General features: G+C 52.3%; 14 protein-coding genes. 12 read left to right on the plus strand and 2 right to left on the minus strand.

What is annotated here, in order from left to right; genetic code table 11:
• Positions 1 to 5 precede the first annotated feature (5 nt).
• Genes AB4Y71_RS08900 through rsmD form a run of 3 tightly spaced genes read left to right on the plus strand, consistent with a single transcriptional unit; the run spans position 6 to position 3,757 of the window.
• Complete coding sequence (locus AB4Y71_RS08900; protein ID WP_441719739.1) at positions 6 to 974, plus strand: DAK2 domain-containing protein; 969 nt, start codon at positions 6 to 8, stop codon at positions 972 to 974.
• Complete coding sequence (locus AB4Y71_RS08905) at positions 967 to 3,153, plus strand: ATP-dependent DNA helicase RecG (protein WP_441719742.1); 2,187 nt, start codon at positions 967 to 969, stop codon at positions 3,151 to 3,153. The genes AB4Y71_RS08900 and AB4Y71_RS08905 overlap by 8 nt, the downstream gene beginning before the upstream one ends.
• Positions 3,154 to 3,172: 19 nt before the next feature.
• Positions 3,173 to 3,757 (plus strand): 16S rRNA (guanine(966)-N(2))-methyltransferase RsmD, encoded by a 585-nt coding sequence (gene rsmD / locus AB4Y71_RS08910; protein ID WP_426734633.1) that lies wholly within the window; start codon positions 3,173 to 3,175, stop codon positions 3,755 to 3,757.
• On the opposite strand, the gene AB4Y71_RS08915 is transcribed toward rsmD, so the two are convergent.
• Both AB4Y71_RS08915 and AB4Y71_RS08920 read right to left on the minus strand, forming a co-directional pair.
• Complete coding sequence (locus AB4Y71_RS08915; protein WP_441719745.1) at positions 3,734 to 4,516, minus strand: spermidine synthase; 783 nt, start codon at positions 4,514 to 4,516, stop codon at positions 3,734 to 3,736. The two genes, rsmD and AB4Y71_RS08915, sit on opposite strands and share 24 nt — an antisense overlap.
• Positions 4,513 to 5,724 carry an aminotransferase class I/II-fold pyridoxal phosphate-dependent enzyme gene (locus AB4Y71_RS08920; RefSeq protein ID WP_441719748.1) on the minus strand — a complete coding sequence of 404 codons (1,212 nt, stop codon included), beginning with the start codon at positions 5,722 to 5,724 and terminating at the stop codon, positions 4,513 to 4,515. Before AB4Y71_RS08920 ends, AB4Y71_RS08915 begins: the two co-directional genes overlap by 4 nt.
• Before the next feature lie 110 nt (positions 5,725 to 5,834).
• Here AB4Y71_RS08920 and coaD point away from each other — a divergent pair, with 110 nt between their 5' ends.
• The 9 genes from coaD (at position 5,835) to AB4Y71_RS08965 (ending at position 13,640) form a co-directional block, all read left to right on the plus strand.
• The gene (coaD, locus tag AB4Y71_RS08925; protein ID WP_105661166.1) at positions 5,835 to 6,305 is read left to right on the plus strand and encodes a pantetheine-phosphate adenylyltransferase; all 471 of its coding nucleotides are present in this window, start codon (positions 5,835 to 5,837) and stop codon (positions 6,303 to 6,305) included.
• 55 nt (positions 6,306 to 6,360) lie between these two features.
• Complete coding sequence (gene galU, locus AB4Y71_RS08930) at positions 6,361 to 7,263, plus strand: UTP--glucose-1-phosphate uridylyltransferase GalU (RefSeq protein ID WP_105661167.1); 903 nt, start codon at positions 6,361 to 6,363, stop codon at positions 7,261 to 7,263.
• 234 nt (positions 7,264 to 7,497) lie between these two features.
• Positions 7,498 to 8,448: an LCP family protein gene (locus AB4Y71_RS08935; protein ID WP_441719751.1), complete on the plus strand. Its 951-nt coding sequence runs from the start codon at positions 7,498 to 7,500 to the stop codon at positions 8,446 to 8,448.
• A 136-nt stretch (positions 8,449 to 8,584) separates the two neighbouring features.
• Positions 8,585 to 9,433: an ABC transporter permease gene (locus AB4Y71_RS08940; RefSeq protein WP_105659227.1), complete on the plus strand. Its 849-nt coding sequence runs from the start codon at positions 8,585 to 8,587 to the stop codon at positions 9,431 to 9,433.
• Positions 9,423 to 10,310, plus strand: a complete 888-nt coding sequence (locus AB4Y71_RS08945) for an ABC transporter ATP-binding protein (protein WP_441719755.1) — start codon at positions 9,423 to 9,425, stop codon at positions 10,308 to 10,310. Before AB4Y71_RS08940 ends, AB4Y71_RS08945 begins: the two co-directional genes overlap by 11 nt.
• 12 nt (positions 10,311 to 10,322) lie before the next feature.
• On the plus strand, positions 10,323 to 11,360 hold the full coding sequence (locus tag AB4Y71_RS08950) for a glycosyltransferase family 2 protein (RefSeq protein ID WP_441719758.1): 1,038 nt from the start codon (positions 10,323 to 10,325) through the stop codon (positions 11,358 to 11,360).
• 2 nt (positions 11,361 to 11,362) lie between these two features.
• On the plus strand, positions 11,363 to 12,181 hold the full coding sequence (locus tag AB4Y71_RS08955; protein ID WP_441719761.1) for a CDP-alcohol phosphatidyltransferase family protein: 819 nt from the start codon (positions 11,363 to 11,365) through the stop codon (positions 12,179 to 12,181).
• A 40-nt stretch (positions 12,182 to 12,221) separates the two neighbouring features.
• Entirely contained in the window at positions 12,222 to 13,112 is an 891-nt protein-coding gene (locus tag AB4Y71_RS08960) for a glycosyltransferase family 2 protein (protein WP_441719764.1), read from the plus strand.
• A gap of 66 nt (positions 13,113 to 13,178) precedes the next feature.
• Complete coding sequence (locus AB4Y71_RS08965; RefSeq protein WP_121866717.1) at positions 13,179 to 13,640, plus strand: adenylyltransferase/cytidyltransferase family protein; 462 nt, start codon at positions 13,179 to 13,181, stop codon at positions 13,638 to 13,640.
• Positions 13,641 to 13,704 lie beyond the last annotated feature (64 nt).

The raw sequence follows: 13,704 nt of genomic DNA on the forward strand, positions 1-13,704 counted from the left end.
TTTCCATGACTCCCCAAAAACTCGATACCTCGGTGCGTGCCATCAGAGAATGGCTCGCACGGAGTGTCAAGAGTCTCGGGAACCATTCTGACCGGCTCAATGCCATCAACGTTTTCCCGGTAGCAGACGGAGATACGGGCAGTAACCTGTATCTGACTGCACGGGCAGGTCACGATGCAGTGAGTAAACTGGAAAGCGACGACATCGGTGGCTTCTTAGAAGTTGCCGCGCGCGCGTCAATGGAATCGGCGCGCGGCAACTCTGGAACCTTATTGGCTGTATTCCTCAGCGGTCTGAGTGAACCGTGGGTCGGTTACGAGCGCCTTACCGCGCCGCTCCTAGCCCTTGGGCTTGAACGAGCCAAGGTGCGCTCGTGGTCAGCACTGAGTGAACCAGTTGAAGGCACCATGCTCTCCGTGATCAACGCCATCGCGTTGGCCGCAGGCTCAACCCTTGCTCACTTGAAGTGTGATTTAGAGAGCCGTGCAGCGTTGGACACGGTATTGACCCAGATGAGCCAAGCGGCTCGATTGGCAGTGAAGGGAACTGAAACAGAGCTCCCGTCCCTCGTTGAAGCCGGTGTAGTAGATGCGGGCGCGGTGGGCATGCTGATCATCATCGATGAACTTTGCGCTGCTATTCGAAGCGACGCCACTGATTTTGAGTCCTACGAGAAATTCCATGGCTATCAGGTCCAGGATCCGCATGTTCATCTGAACAATGACACTGAAACCGGCGTCGAAGTCATGTGCACTGTATCTCTGGATGCATTAGGCGCTGCTACTCTGCGCGGTCAGCTAGATGCCATGGGCAATTCCGTGATCATGTCACCGGTAAACCAGCTTGAAGAAGACACTTACCGTTGGCGCGTACATGTGCATGTTTCGGAGTCTGAAAAGGCCTTGGACCTGATCAAGAAATACGGTGACCCAGTGAATATCAGCGTCACCGATCTGTGCACCCACGATGGCTGAAACAACGCTGACCTCGTTTGAGAATGCAGAACTCTCAACATTCCTCGGAAACAAGAACGCCACCGCGCTGGAAAAGGCATTCGGCTACAGCACAGTGGGGGAGTTCCTCTGGCATTTTCCGCGGCGCTATGTCGAAGTAGGCGAACTTACGCCGATTTCAGAGCTTCCCTTTGACGAGCACGTCACCGTTGTAGCCCAGGTGGTCAACGTTAGCCAGCGGCAGATGCACTCGCGTCGCGGTTTCATTTTTGAAGTGACCGTTAGCGATGAGCTCAGTGCAGGTGGCCAAGAACTGAAGATGACCTTCTTCAATGGCTACCAAGCCCGAACCGACCTGGATATTGGAACTATTGCAATGTTCAGCGGCAAGGTTGGCTGGTACCAGGACCACCTGCAGCTGAGCCAGCCCGAATACGCGATCCTGGATGAGGCATCACAAGCGGATCCGCGCCCTATCCCGATCTATCCGGCTTCGGCGAAGATGCCGAATAAGCGCATCAGGGATTTGATGGCGTTGTTGATGGAAGAATTCACAGATCAGAATCTTCCTGAATTTCTTCCAGCAGACCTCCTACGCACCCATCATTACCCAGTACGCCATCAAGCGTTCTTGGATCGACATTTTCCCAAAGAAATCAAGCAGGCTTACGTGGCTCGACAGCGCTTCGCCTTTGAAGAAGCCTTCATGCTGCAGCTGGCATTAGGGGAACGCGGTCGCCAGCTGGGAGCGCAGAAAGCTATCGCGCGTCCACAGGTGACAGGACGACTGGCCGATAAATTTGATGCCATCCTGCCGTTTACCCTGACCGAAGACCAGCTCCTCGTCGGAGAACAAATCTCTGCCGATCTGGCACAGCCACATCCGATGCATCGATTGCTGCAGGGAGAGGTAGGCTCCGGCAAGACCATTGTCGCGCTACGCGCCATCTTGCAGGTGATCGATGCCGGAGGACAGGCGGCGCTCCTAGCGCCGACAGAAGTCCTGGCCGCCCAGCACTATGCGTCTATCAAGAAGATGCTTGGCAACCTCGCAGAACCCGGATTGTTCGGCGAAGGCGAAGGAACTGGAGTCGCGCTCCTGACAGGTTCTGCAAAAACCGCACAGCGTCGTGAAGCTCTATTAGGTATTGCCAGCGGCGAAACAGGACTGGTTATCGGTACGCATGCCCTGCTAAGCGATCAGGTGCAATTTGCTGAACTTGGCCTAGTCGTCGTGGATGAGCAACATCGTTTTGGCGTTGAACAGCGCGATGCCTTGCGGGCTAAGGCGGCCGGCTCAGTCCCGCATACCCTGGTCATGACCGCTACGCCGATCCCGAGAACCGTCGCTATGACCGTGTTCGGCGATTTGGACACGTCGACAATCAAGCGCCTGCCCGCCGGGCGCGCACCGATCCAAACGCATATTGTGCCCATGCAGCTGACCGGTTTCCGCGACAGGTTGTTCTCAAGGATCATTGAGGAAGTGGAAAAGGGCCACCAAGTCTATGTGGTGTGTCCAAGAATTTCGGACACGACAGCGGAACAAGGCGTTCTCCTAGCGACCTATGAAGATTCTGCGGGACAAACCATGAGCGTCGAAGCCATGCAGGAGTTGCTGGGTGGTATGCCTGAATTTGTTGGGATACGTACCGAAGCGTTGCACTCGCAACTGGATGCAGCAGACAAGCAAGAAACCATGGACTCCTTTGCACGTGGCGACATTGACGTGATGATTTCTACGACTGTCATTGAAGTCGGTGTTGACGTCCATAATGCGACGTTGATGGTGATCATGGACGCTGAGCGCTTTGGCATCTCGCAGCTCCACCAGCTACGTGGCCGCGTAGGCCGTGGCGGATTTCCCGGGACGTGCCTCATGACCACATGGTTGGACGCGGACCATCCGTCGGTTGGACGATTGAAGACGATTGAGTCAACAATCGATGGCTTTGAGCTAGCCGAAGCAGACTTGGCGGAACGCAAAGAAGGAAATATCCTCGGCGTTCAGCAATCGGGCAGCCGATCGTCGTTGCGGGAACTGAGCATCATCAAGGATCGCTCGCTCATTGAGCGGGCTAGAACCGATGCGGGTCTCCTCCTTGCCGATGGCAACTGGGGACGTCATCACCCCGGGCTCCTGGTGGCGGCCGGGAATTGGCTTGATGAATCCACCAAAGAATATTTGAATAAGAACTGATTGAAGGTAGATCTAGGCAATGAGCCGAATTATCGCTGGAGCCGCCGGCGGGCGTCCACTGAAGTCCGTACCTGGTGATGCAACGCGCCCTACAACGGACCGGGTCAAAGAGGCTCTCTTCTCCCGTTTGGAAAGCTGGGACATCCTCTCCGGCGCACGAGTGCTGGATCTCTTTGCTGGTTCAGGGTCGCTAGGAGTCGAGACAGCCAGTCGCGGTGCCCGGCAGGTTGTTCTTGTAGAAAAGGCGCCCAAAGCGGTCTCTGTTTGCCAGCAAAATGCGGCACTGGTGAATAAGGTTTTGAAGACCGACACAGTGTCGGTTCAGCGCGGGAGCGTTGATAGCGTCCTCGATGGGTATTACAACGCGGTTTCGGGAGTTCCCAGCAAGACGTTTGACGTGGTCTTGCTGGATCCACCTTACCCCCTGACTGAAGAAGAACTAGCTGTCACGCTCGAGAAGATATCCAGAATCCTAGCTGAAGATGCCACCGTGATCGTCGAGCGTTCCGGTCGTTCACCAGAACCAACATGGCCGAGCGCCATGGAGAAGTTCGCCGACAAGAAATACGGCGAAACGCACCTATGGTTTGCAGAACCCATCTAGATCCATCGAATGGCGAACCTCTGACGGATATGGTCCCGCTGCCTGGCATTGGAGTATTTGATCGTCCCGGAATCGTTGGCGGGACGCTGTCAATATCAAGTTCCCGGGGAAGCGCTTGGTAAACATTTCCGGACTTGAACTCAGCATCACGAATTCAAAGCTGGAACCTGCTGCCTCAACTTGAGAACAGGTGAAATCCAAGGGAGGATCATCGCCAATGTTCACGAACAGCAATCCGTCATTGGCCAATGAATTCTTGAGTTCTGCGTAGTAGCCGTCGGTGGTGAGGTGTTCTGGTGAGTCCGGCCCAGAGAAGATATCCAGTACGATGACGTCAAATTTTTCATCGACCAGTTGTTCGGCAAGGACGCTCCTTGCATCGGCAACAATTGGGGATAGATCGCAGCCTTGAGGCAAAGGCAGATGCGTGAGAACGAAATCAAGAAGTTCCCGCTCAATGTCTACAGCTACGTGAGTACTCGACGGATAAACCACACTCGCCCATCGAGCCAGAGTCAAGGCACCTGCGCCGAGATGCAGCATCTTCATTGGACGCTCTTCTGGGCGCAGGACCTTCAGATGATTGGCAATGCGCGCGAGATATTCGTAGAAGACTTCTTCCGGATGCGAAAGATTGACATGCGACTGGGGCGCGTCGCCGATGGCGAGTATTTTTGACCCGGGGACTAAGTCATCGTCGTAAATCGTGGCGTGTTCCTGGACGAAACCAAGCCACCGTTTAGCCGGCTTTCGTGTCAATTGGAGAACACCTCTGGCAGGCGTTGCAATCGCTGAACGGCATCGGAAATCACGTCAGGCTTTTTGCAGAAGGCGAAGCGCAGCAGACCCTGGTAATCATTTCGGTTTTCGGGATGGACAAAGGCCGACATCGGTATCGCTGCAACTCCGAGGCGCTCGGGCATCATTCGTGCTACTTCAGCAGCATCATTCAATTCAAAGCCACGTACATCAGCAACCAAGAAGTAGGTCCCCTTTGGGCGAATCACCGGGATGCCAGCTGTTTCAAGGCCTGATGCGAGAATTTCTCCCGACTGTCCGAGATCGGCAGCGAAGCGCTCGAAAAAGGCGTCTGGAAGTTGCAGGGCTTGCGCTACTGCCGGTTGGAAAGCTGGGCCCGAGGAGTAGGTCAGGAACTGTTTCACTGTTCGGACAGCAGTAATCAGCTGGCGAGGACCGGTTGCCCAGCCTACTTTCCAGCCGGTAAAGGAGAAAGACTTGCCCGCTGAAGAAATGGTGATGGTCCGTTCTGATCCACCGGGCAGGCTCGCGATAGGAACATGTCGCACACCGAAAGTCAGATGTTCATAGACTTCGTCGGAGATGATGATGCAGTTGTGCTGATGTGCCAGGGCAATGATTTCTTGGAGCACTGATACATCTAATACGGTGCCAGTAGGATTATGGGGATTGTTCACAAGGATTACCCGCGTCTGGTCAGTGACCGCACGTCGAAGGTCATCCAAATCTGGTTCGAAATTCGGAGCCTTGAGCTGAACGACCTTATGCACAGCGTTGGCCAACCCGATCATGGCTGCATAGGAATCGTAATAAGGCTCAAAGGTCACAACTTCATCGCCAGGTTCCAGGAAAGCCAGCAGGGAAGCAGCGATGGCTTCAGTTGCGCCAGTGGAAACGACGACCTCAGTCTGCGGGTCAAGCTTCAGCGAATAGAACCGCTCCTGATGCGTAGCGATAGCTTCGCGGAGGTTCAGCGTCCCTGAACCTGGTGCATATTGGTTAGCGCCATCTTGTATTGCGTCCATGGCAATTTGCTTGATTTCTGGTGGACCCTCGGAATCAGGGAACCCCTGGCCTAGATTGATGGCCTTGTGATGATTCGCTAATGCGGTGATTTCTTCAAAGACCGTCACTCCAGGCTGGCCTGTGGAATCTAGGAGGTTGGCACCATATGCGGTTCGCTGCCATGGAGTGAATTCAATGCTCATGAGTCCATTATCGTCTTGTGCATAGGAACAAGGGCATTAAGTCATGGAATCTTTACGAGACATTCACATCAGATCGCTAATTTGACATGAGTTCTTGATAGATTCAGTTCATGCGAAGAGCGGTATGCCCGGGTTCTTTTGACCCAATTCATAATGGACACGTCGAAATCATTGCGCGCGCGGCGAGCCTTTTTGATGAGGTGATCGTGGCAGTGTCCACGAATTACTCCAAGAAGTATCGCTTCAGCGAAGACGAACGAGTCGCCATGGTAGAAGAAACTGTCGGTGGACTGCGTGGGGTTTCCGCTGTGCCGATGGGCCAGGGCCTGCTAGCTGATTTCTGCAAGGAGCAGGGAGCGGAAGCAATCGTCAAGGGATTGCGTAGCACTGTTGACTACGCCTATGAGATTCCCATGGCCACGATGAATCGGCATCTCACAGGTGTGGAAACGGTCTTCCTTCAGGCTGATACGCGATACACGCATCTTTCCTCATCTCTGCTCAAGGAAGTACAGGCTCTTGGAGGGGACGTAGATGAATACTTCCCGCGCGCTGTAATCAAGAGGCTTACTCATCCGTAGGTAGTTGCGCAATACTGTCGCCATTAACTAATCCGAAGATAGGGGATTCAACACTATGTCTGCACCTCGCGCCATTACTAAAGCGGTCATTCCGGCAGCCGGTTTAGGGACACGATTCCTTCCAGCAACAAAAGCAATGCCCAAGGAAATGCTCCCAGTTGTAGACAAGCCAGCGATTCAATATGTGGTCGCCGAAGCTGCTCGTGCTGGGCTTAATGATGTCCTGATGATTACCGGACGAAACAAGCGCGCTCTTGAAGACCATTTTGATCGTGTTCCGTCACTGGAAGCGTCTCTTGAAGCGAAGGGTGATACGAAGAAGCTCGCGCTGGTGCAAGATGCCACAGCGTTGGGGGATATCCATTACGTACGGCAACGCGATCCTCGCGGGCTGGGTCATGCAGTCCTATGTGCCAAGCAACATGTAGGCGATGAACCATTTGCGGTTCTTCTCGGTGATGACTTGATCCATGAAGATGATGACTTGCTTTCTTCCATGATTGACATTCAAAAGTCGACTGGCGGTTCAGTTATTGCTCTGATGGAAGTTGATCCAAAACAAATCAGTGCTTATGGATGTGCAGATGTATCCAGGGTAGCGGATGCCGACTACGTCAAAGTTAATGGATTGGTTGAAAAACCGAGCGTTGAAGAAGCACCGAGTAATCTAGCTGTCATTGGACGTTATTTACTGCATCCCCGTGTATTCGAGATTCTGAAGCACACGGCTCCCGGTCGGGGCAATGAAATTCAGTTAACGGATGCTCTCCAAGAGTTGGCGACTGCCGACGGGGAGGGAGCTGGCGTCCACGCTGTAGTTTTCCGAGGTCGGCGTTACGACACAGGCGACAAATTAAGTTATCTGCAAGCGAACATTACCCTTGCTGTGGAGAACGAAGAACTCGGGGCCAACTTGAAGACTTGGCTGAAGAATTTCGTTAGAACTCTAGAAGACTAGTTCTTGACCTAGGCTACTCAGGATAATCACATTTATCTTGGGTAGTCTTTTTCATTGCGCGAAGTCACCCAGGCTGCCGTTGACCTTGGGGGATCGTTGCCCGCTGGAGTAGGAATGAGAATAGTGCAAGACCAAGATTCAGTCTTTTTGTCGCGGAGCGCGCGGACTCGATCTGAACGTCGGAAAAAGAAGAGAACACGAGGCATTGTCGCGTCTGTAGTTACAGTGCTCCTGGTGGCAGTGCTCAGTGCTGGCTTTGTTCTATTTGATTTGCAGCGACAGTTCAACACGAAATCCAATACCGTGGCTTTAGGATTTTCAGATGCCGAGGAACAAGCTCGTCCCATCAAGGATCCTGAAGATAAGTCCATGAATGTCTTACTACTGGGCGTCGATCATGCCCATGACGGTACCGCCGATGCTCAAGCTCTTGATGGGGCAGTTTCACAACGTAGCGATTCAATGATGCTTGTTCATATCCCGGAAGACCGCTCACAGGTCTATGTTATGTCGATGGTTCGAGATATGTATGTGGAGATTCCGGGGCATGGAATGAACAAGCTCAATGCCGCGATATCGCTTGGCGGGGTTCCTCTGTTGATGCAAACGATAGAAGGACTCTTCAGCACCAAGCTTGATCATGTAGCCATGGTTGATTTCGGAGGGTTCCTTGAATTATCGACTGCTCTCGGTGGGGTGACTGTCAATAATGAGATCCCATTCACGGCAAACGACACGGACTATTTCTACCCAGCCGGCGACATCACATTGGAGGGCGATCGCGCACTTCGATTTGTGCGTGAGCGAAAGTCGTTTACCAATGGTGATTACCAACGTGTCGCGAATCAACGCAAGTTCATCGCTGCAGCAGCAAGTCAGGTGCTCTCATCAGGAACATTAACTAACCCTGTCAAGCTGTACGACATCGTCGACAAGGTATCTCCTTATCTGACCTTTGACGACGACTTTGATGCCGCAACATTGGTCGGACTTGGACTGCAACTCAAAAATGTGGACACGGAGAATATGGAGATGTTCACCATGCCAACCGCTGGAACATCGACTAGCGCGGATGGGCAATCGATAGAATTGGCAAGCGAACTCGCTATTGCTCAAATTAGCGAAGCTTTGCAAGGCGATGCAATGGCCGACTACCTTCGCGAAAACCCGCCTGAAACACCGTAAATAGTAGATGTGGGATGTACTACATCAGGCTGAAGAGCGAAAACCAAAAGAACAGCACTCCATCTACTAGACTTTGTACATCTATGCTTAGCCGATAATGCATCAAGTAGCATTCGAACAAGAGGACATAATTCGCATGACAGTTGCAGATGAGGCCGAAAAATACGGCTTGCACCGTGTTGGTGCAAGGCCGACATTGGCCAACTATCTGAAGCAGACATGGCAACGCCGCGAGTTCATTTATGAGCTGGCTAAAGCACGCGTCCAATCCCAGAACCAGAAAAATCGCTTGGGCATGATCTGGATTGTCTTGAAGCCGACTTTCAACGCACTCATGTATGGATTCATATTTGGCGTGTTGCAGGGGCCAAATAAGGCACCGGATTTCCCAGTTTTCGTCATCATTGGTGTCTTCTTGTTTGAGTTCTTCACTACATCCATGAATGGTGGAGCAAAATCGATTACTGGGAATAAATCCTTGGTGCAGTCCCTTGCGTTCCCTCGGTTATCTCTGCCGGTAGCGCAAGTAACTCAGAATTTCCTAACGCTGATGCCCATGCTGGCCGTAATGTTCATTTACGCGATGATCCTGGGAACGACACCAAAATGGACATGGCTTGGCATCATACCGCTGCTAGCTTTGTTCACAGTATTCAACATGGGCATCGCACTAATCTGTGCTCGCGTCACTGTGCACGTTCGAGACTTCACGCAGATTTTGCCTCTTGTAGGTCGTGTTCTGTTCTATACGTCAGGCGTCCTATTTAGTGCCGATCGTTTGCTGAGCCATTGGCCTTGGATGATAGCAATTTTCGACATTCACCCCCTCTATCAAACTCTTCAAATTGCTCGTGGACTGGTGATGAACCAGGCCGAATATGATTCTTGGGCATGGTGGGTGGTCGGCGGTTGGTCACTCGCTACACTTGCATTTGGCTTACTTTACTTCTGGAAGGCTGAGGAGCGTTACGGTCGTGCGAATTAGTTTTGACGATCTGATTAATCCAGATCTCCACCCTGAATATGAACCCGCACCTATCTTCTCTGATGACACGTCATTTATTGATGTGGTTCAACCTGAGGATATTGAGAATTCAAGGCTCAATATCAATGAGTCACGGCAACCAGTAGTGATCGTAGACAACCTTCATGTTAAATATGAAGTGTTCTCGAGTGGTAAGGCAGTTGGCAACGCAGGCGCAAGAAGACTTCTGCAGCCACAGTTGAAAGGTGTACGAACCGTACATGCGCTAAAAGGTATTACTTTTGTTGCGTATGAGAACGAATCCATAGGTGTAATCGGTTCGAACGGCTCCGGCAAGTCGACTTTGCTAAAAGCAATTACTGGTCTAACCCCACCTTCCAGTGGCGCGGTCTATGCACGTTCGCGCCCAAGTCTGCTTGGAGTGGGGGCAGCCCTGATCCCGGATCTATCCGGCGATAAGAATATCACCCTGGGCGGTCTTGCACTGGGCTATAGCCGTGAGCAAGTAGAAGAAATGCGAGACGAAATAACTCGCTTTGCAGAGCTGCAGGAATTTATTGATCTCCCGATGAATACTTATTCATCGGGTATGAGCGCTAGATTAAAATTTGCTATCGCTGCGTCCAAAAAGCACGATATTTTGATTGTCGACGAGGCATTGGCGGTCGGAGATGCAAAGTTCCGCAAACGAAGCGAAGCGAAGATTCGCGAAATTCGAGACAGTGCAGGCACTATTTTCAACGTTTCGCACTCTATGAGTTCGATCAAGGAAACTTGCGATCGTGTTATTTGGATCGAAAAGGGTGTTCAAATGATGGATGGTGATCCGGATACCGTGATCAAGGAATATCAAAAGCATCTGAAAGCGAAGAAGTAGGGCCCGACGCGAATGACTGAATTTCCTGGCGTCTCTTATATCATGCCTGTGCTCAACGAAGCAAGCTATCTGGAAGAGGCCGTGTCCTCGATCCTCGCGCAAGAGTATGCCGGAGAGAAAGAACTGGTTCTAGCACTTGGCCCTAGCACGGATTCTACCAATGACGTTGCCAAACAATTGTCTGTGGGGGACCCACGAATCATTCTTGTCGATAATCCATTGGGCAGGACCCCGATCGGATTGAATCTGGCAATACGTGCATCAAGGTTGCCAATCGTAATCCGCGTTGATGCGCATAGCGAAATCCCTAAGAATTACACACGGCGTGGCGTTGAGACTCTTTACCGTGCCGATGCCCATGACGTCGGTGGGCTGATGGACGCCAAGGGGCGTACACCCGTCCAGCGAGGAATCGCAGCGGCTTATCATTCGAAGTTTGGTTTTGGCGGACCGGCATATCATTCAGGTGCCCCAGAAGGCCCTGCTGAATCTGCATACCTCGGTATCTTCCGCCGTGAAGTTTTTGAAGAGGTCGGCTACTACAATGAAGAACTATGGCGCGCTCAAGACTGGGAACTTTGCCTGCGCATTCGCCAGGCGGGCCATACCGTTTGGTTCGATCCAGAATTAAAGGTCGGCTACTATCCGCGTGATAGCTTCAAATCCTTGATTAGCCAGTCCATGGCCTCGGGGACTTGGCGAGCAGAAATTGCGCGGCGCTTCCCCGAAGGTAAGTCGTTGCGCCATGATGTTCCACCACTATTGCTTTTGGGGGTTGCAACAGGACTGGCGGCAACTGTAATTGAGCCGCTAGTTCGCGAAGCAGCCCCAACCCGTGTGAGCGTAGTTTTGAACTTGGCCAAGGCCGTACCTGCGGTCTATGCAGCGATCGCGTTGGCTGCGGGACTGACTAGCAACGCGAAAGGATTGAAAGACAAGTTGCTGGCAGCATGTGCTTTCCCCGCAATCCATTTGCCTTGGGCTTTTGGATATATCAAGGGCCGTTTTTGCGGGGCAGCCGGAACTGTCGACAAAGGGCGCGTTAAGTAATCATGGTTGAACGTCCAAAGAATCCAACGCTTGAACAGCTGCGTGCGGTCTGCCAACCTCCGGAAGTCCGTGCGCGTAAGAATGCCGAGCACTGGACTGCTGAGCTGTACCTGCGTCATATCTCCATTTACCTCACCGCAGTACTGGTACGCACGCGTATCAGTGCCAACGGCGTTACCGGCTTGATGATTCTTGCGGGTTGGTGTATGTCTCTAGCGCTGTTGATCCCTGGCATCTGGGGACCGTTGCTGGCAGTGATCTTGTCGCAGTTCCAGCTGTATTTTGACTGTTCTGACGGAGAAGTCGCGCGTTGGAGGGGAACTCAATCTCCCCGCGGTATTTTCATTGACATGGTCGGGCACCACACAACTGAGGCGCTGATCCCAATTGCTTTGGGCTACCGGGTCTTCAAAGAACTGTCTGCGGATAATTCCTCCGTTGAGCAGGCCTGGCCTACACTGTTCATGGCCGCTTGCCTGTCGGTTCTTCTGGTCTTGAATCGTTCGCAGTCACTCATGGTTCATGCAGCCAGAGGCATGGCTGGCCTCGGAAAATTGCCGGATACTGCCGCCGCCAGATCAGTTCCAACAACTTCACTCGTTGGAAAGCTGCGTTCCCTGGCTCGCTTCTTGCCATTCCATAAGCTCCTGCACGCAGTTGAACTATCGCTGATCATTCTTGGATGCTCGGTTATCTCCGTAATCGTGGGTATTCCAGGAGCCGCCGAAAAATGGATGGTCTGGATCCTATTGCCGGCATGCGTCCTAGTGAACTTTGGGCATTTCCTTTCCAATATGGCTTCGTCCCGGCTCAAAGCATAGTTTGACCTAATTCCGTATATCCCACCGCCTTAGAGGACAAATGCCTGCAGAGATCAAACCGACCATCGGCGTAGTTGTGTTGACCATGGGTAACCGCCCGGTTGAGCTCCGACGCGCCCTGGAATCTTTGCTGGCCCAACGTTCAGTGCAGATTGACGCTGTAGTCGTAGGCAACGGATGGGATCCAACGGGTATTCCTGAAGGGATCAAGACTCATTTTCTTCCAGAGAATTTGGGTATTCCGGCCGGACGCAATGCTGGAGTGAACCAGATAAATGGCGAATACTTGTGCTTCCTTGACGACGATTCATGGTTCATCGATGAGGATTTCTTGATCACTGCTGTTGAACGGTTCAAGCATTACCCTCGCATGGGGCTGTTGCAGCCGCGCATCACCGATCCGGAAAACGAAGAACAGAATCCACGACGTTGGATCCCGCGCTTGAAAAAACGAACGGCAGTTGAACCAAGCAAAGTTTTCCACGTGGGGGAAACTTGCCTAGTTACTACCCGTAGAATTTTTGATTCCACGGGTGGCTGGGCAGGGGGATTCTGGTACGCGCATGAAGGCATCGAACTTGCCTGGCGTGTATGGGACACCGGCACTTACGTCTGGTATGCCGGCGACATGCAGATTGGCCATCCAATCGTGGATCCACGACGCCACGACGAGTTCTATCGTTTGAACGCCCGTAACCGCGTATGGCTGGCCCGCCGTAACTTGCCCGTGCCGCTGCGTTGGATCTATCCAACAACCTGGATGCTCATTGAGTGCTTGCGGCTGCGTCACAACAAAAGCGCGGTGTCCCAGTACATAGCCGGATGGCGGGCCGGTTGGACCGGCAGCCCCTGGTACCGTGAACCACGGCCTAAACTTAGATGGAAAACAATAGTTCGCATGACCCTCGCGGGTCGTCTACCTATTATCTAACGACGAATACAAGTGAGCGCCACTAGCTAAGCAAGCGAAGCTATTACCTTACTTCGAAAGGGACCCATGACTAAAACTGTTTTGACGTACGGAACTTTTGACCTGTTCCATATCGGCCACCTGAATATCCTGAAGCGTCTCAAGGAGAAGGGCGACCGCTTGATTGTTGGCGTATCCACTGATGAGTTCAACGCCATCAAGGGCAAGAAGCCTGTAGTTCCTTTCGAACAGCGTCTTGAGATCGTCCAGGCCATCAAATACGTAGACCTCGCCATTCCCGAAGAGAACTGGGAACAGAAACGTACTGACATCAAGAAGTACGATGCAAAGGTCTTCGGCATCGGCGAAGACTGGAAGGGCAAGTTTGACGACCTCGGTGATGAGGTCGAAGTTGTCTACCTTCCACGTACCTCCGGTATCTCGACAACGGAAATGAAACGTGTCCTGAGCGAGTTCGATGAGCGGCATGTCACGTCGTTAAAGAACACATTGGACACTTTGAGCCAGATCGTGAAGGAACTGAGCTAGTAAACTCGTTTAGTTGTAAGTTGTTGTTTTCGAGATTTGAAAGTACTCATGGCTAGCGAGCACA

Origin of the sequence: Glutamicibacter sp. MCAF14 (genome assembly GCF_052114325.1) — a bacterium.
GTDB lineage: Bacteria > Actinomycetota > Actinomycetes > Actinomycetales > Micrococcaceae > Glutamicibacter > Glutamicibacter arilaitensis.

What these genes read in the sequence shown, in the direction of transcription:
- galU (WP_105661167.1), top strand. Translation starts at nt 6,361, where the DNA reads ATGTCTGCACCTCGCGCCATTACTAAAGCGGTCATTCCGGCAGCCGGT.
- AB4Y71_RS08940 (WP_105659227.1), top strand. Translation starts at nt 8,585, where the DNA reads ATGACAGTTGCAGATGAGGCCGAAAAATACGGCTTGCACCGTGTTGGT.
- AB4Y71_RS08955 (WP_441719761.1), top strand. Translation starts at nt 11,363, where the DNA reads ATGGTTGAACGTCCAAAGAATCCAACGCTTGAACAGCTGCGTGCGGTC.
- rsmD (WP_426734633.1), top strand. Translation starts at nt 3,173, where the DNA reads ATGAGCCGAATTATCGCTGGAGCCGCCGGCGGGCGTCCACTGAAGTCC.
- AB4Y71_RS08960 (WP_441719764.1), top strand. Translation starts at nt 12,222, where the DNA reads ATGCCTGCAGAGATCAAACCGACCATCGGCGTAGTTGTGTTGACCATG.
- AB4Y71_RS08920 (WP_441719748.1), bottom strand. Translation starts at nt 5,724, where the DNA reads ATGAGCATTGAATTCACTCCATGGCAGCGAACCGCATATGGTGCCAAC.
- coaD (WP_105661166.1), top strand. Translation starts at nt 5,835, where the DNA reads ATGCGAAGAGCGGTATGCCCGGGTTCTTTTGACCCAATTCATAATGGA.
- AB4Y71_RS08905 (WP_441719742.1), top strand. Translation starts at nt 967, where the DNA reads ATGGCTGAAACAACGCTGACCTCGTTTGAGAATGCAGAACTCTCAACA.
- AB4Y71_RS08900 (WP_441719739.1), top strand. Translation starts at nt 6, where the DNA reads ATGACTCCCCAAAAACTCGATACCTCGGTGCGTGCCATCAGAGAATGG.
- AB4Y71_RS08965 (WP_121866717.1), top strand. Translation starts at nt 13,179, where the DNA reads ATGACTAAAACTGTTTTGACGTACGGAACTTTTGACCTGTTCCATATC.
- AB4Y71_RS08950 (WP_441719758.1), top strand. Translation starts at nt 10,323, where the DNA reads ATGACTGAATTTCCTGGCGTCTCTTATATCATGCCTGTGCTCAACGAA.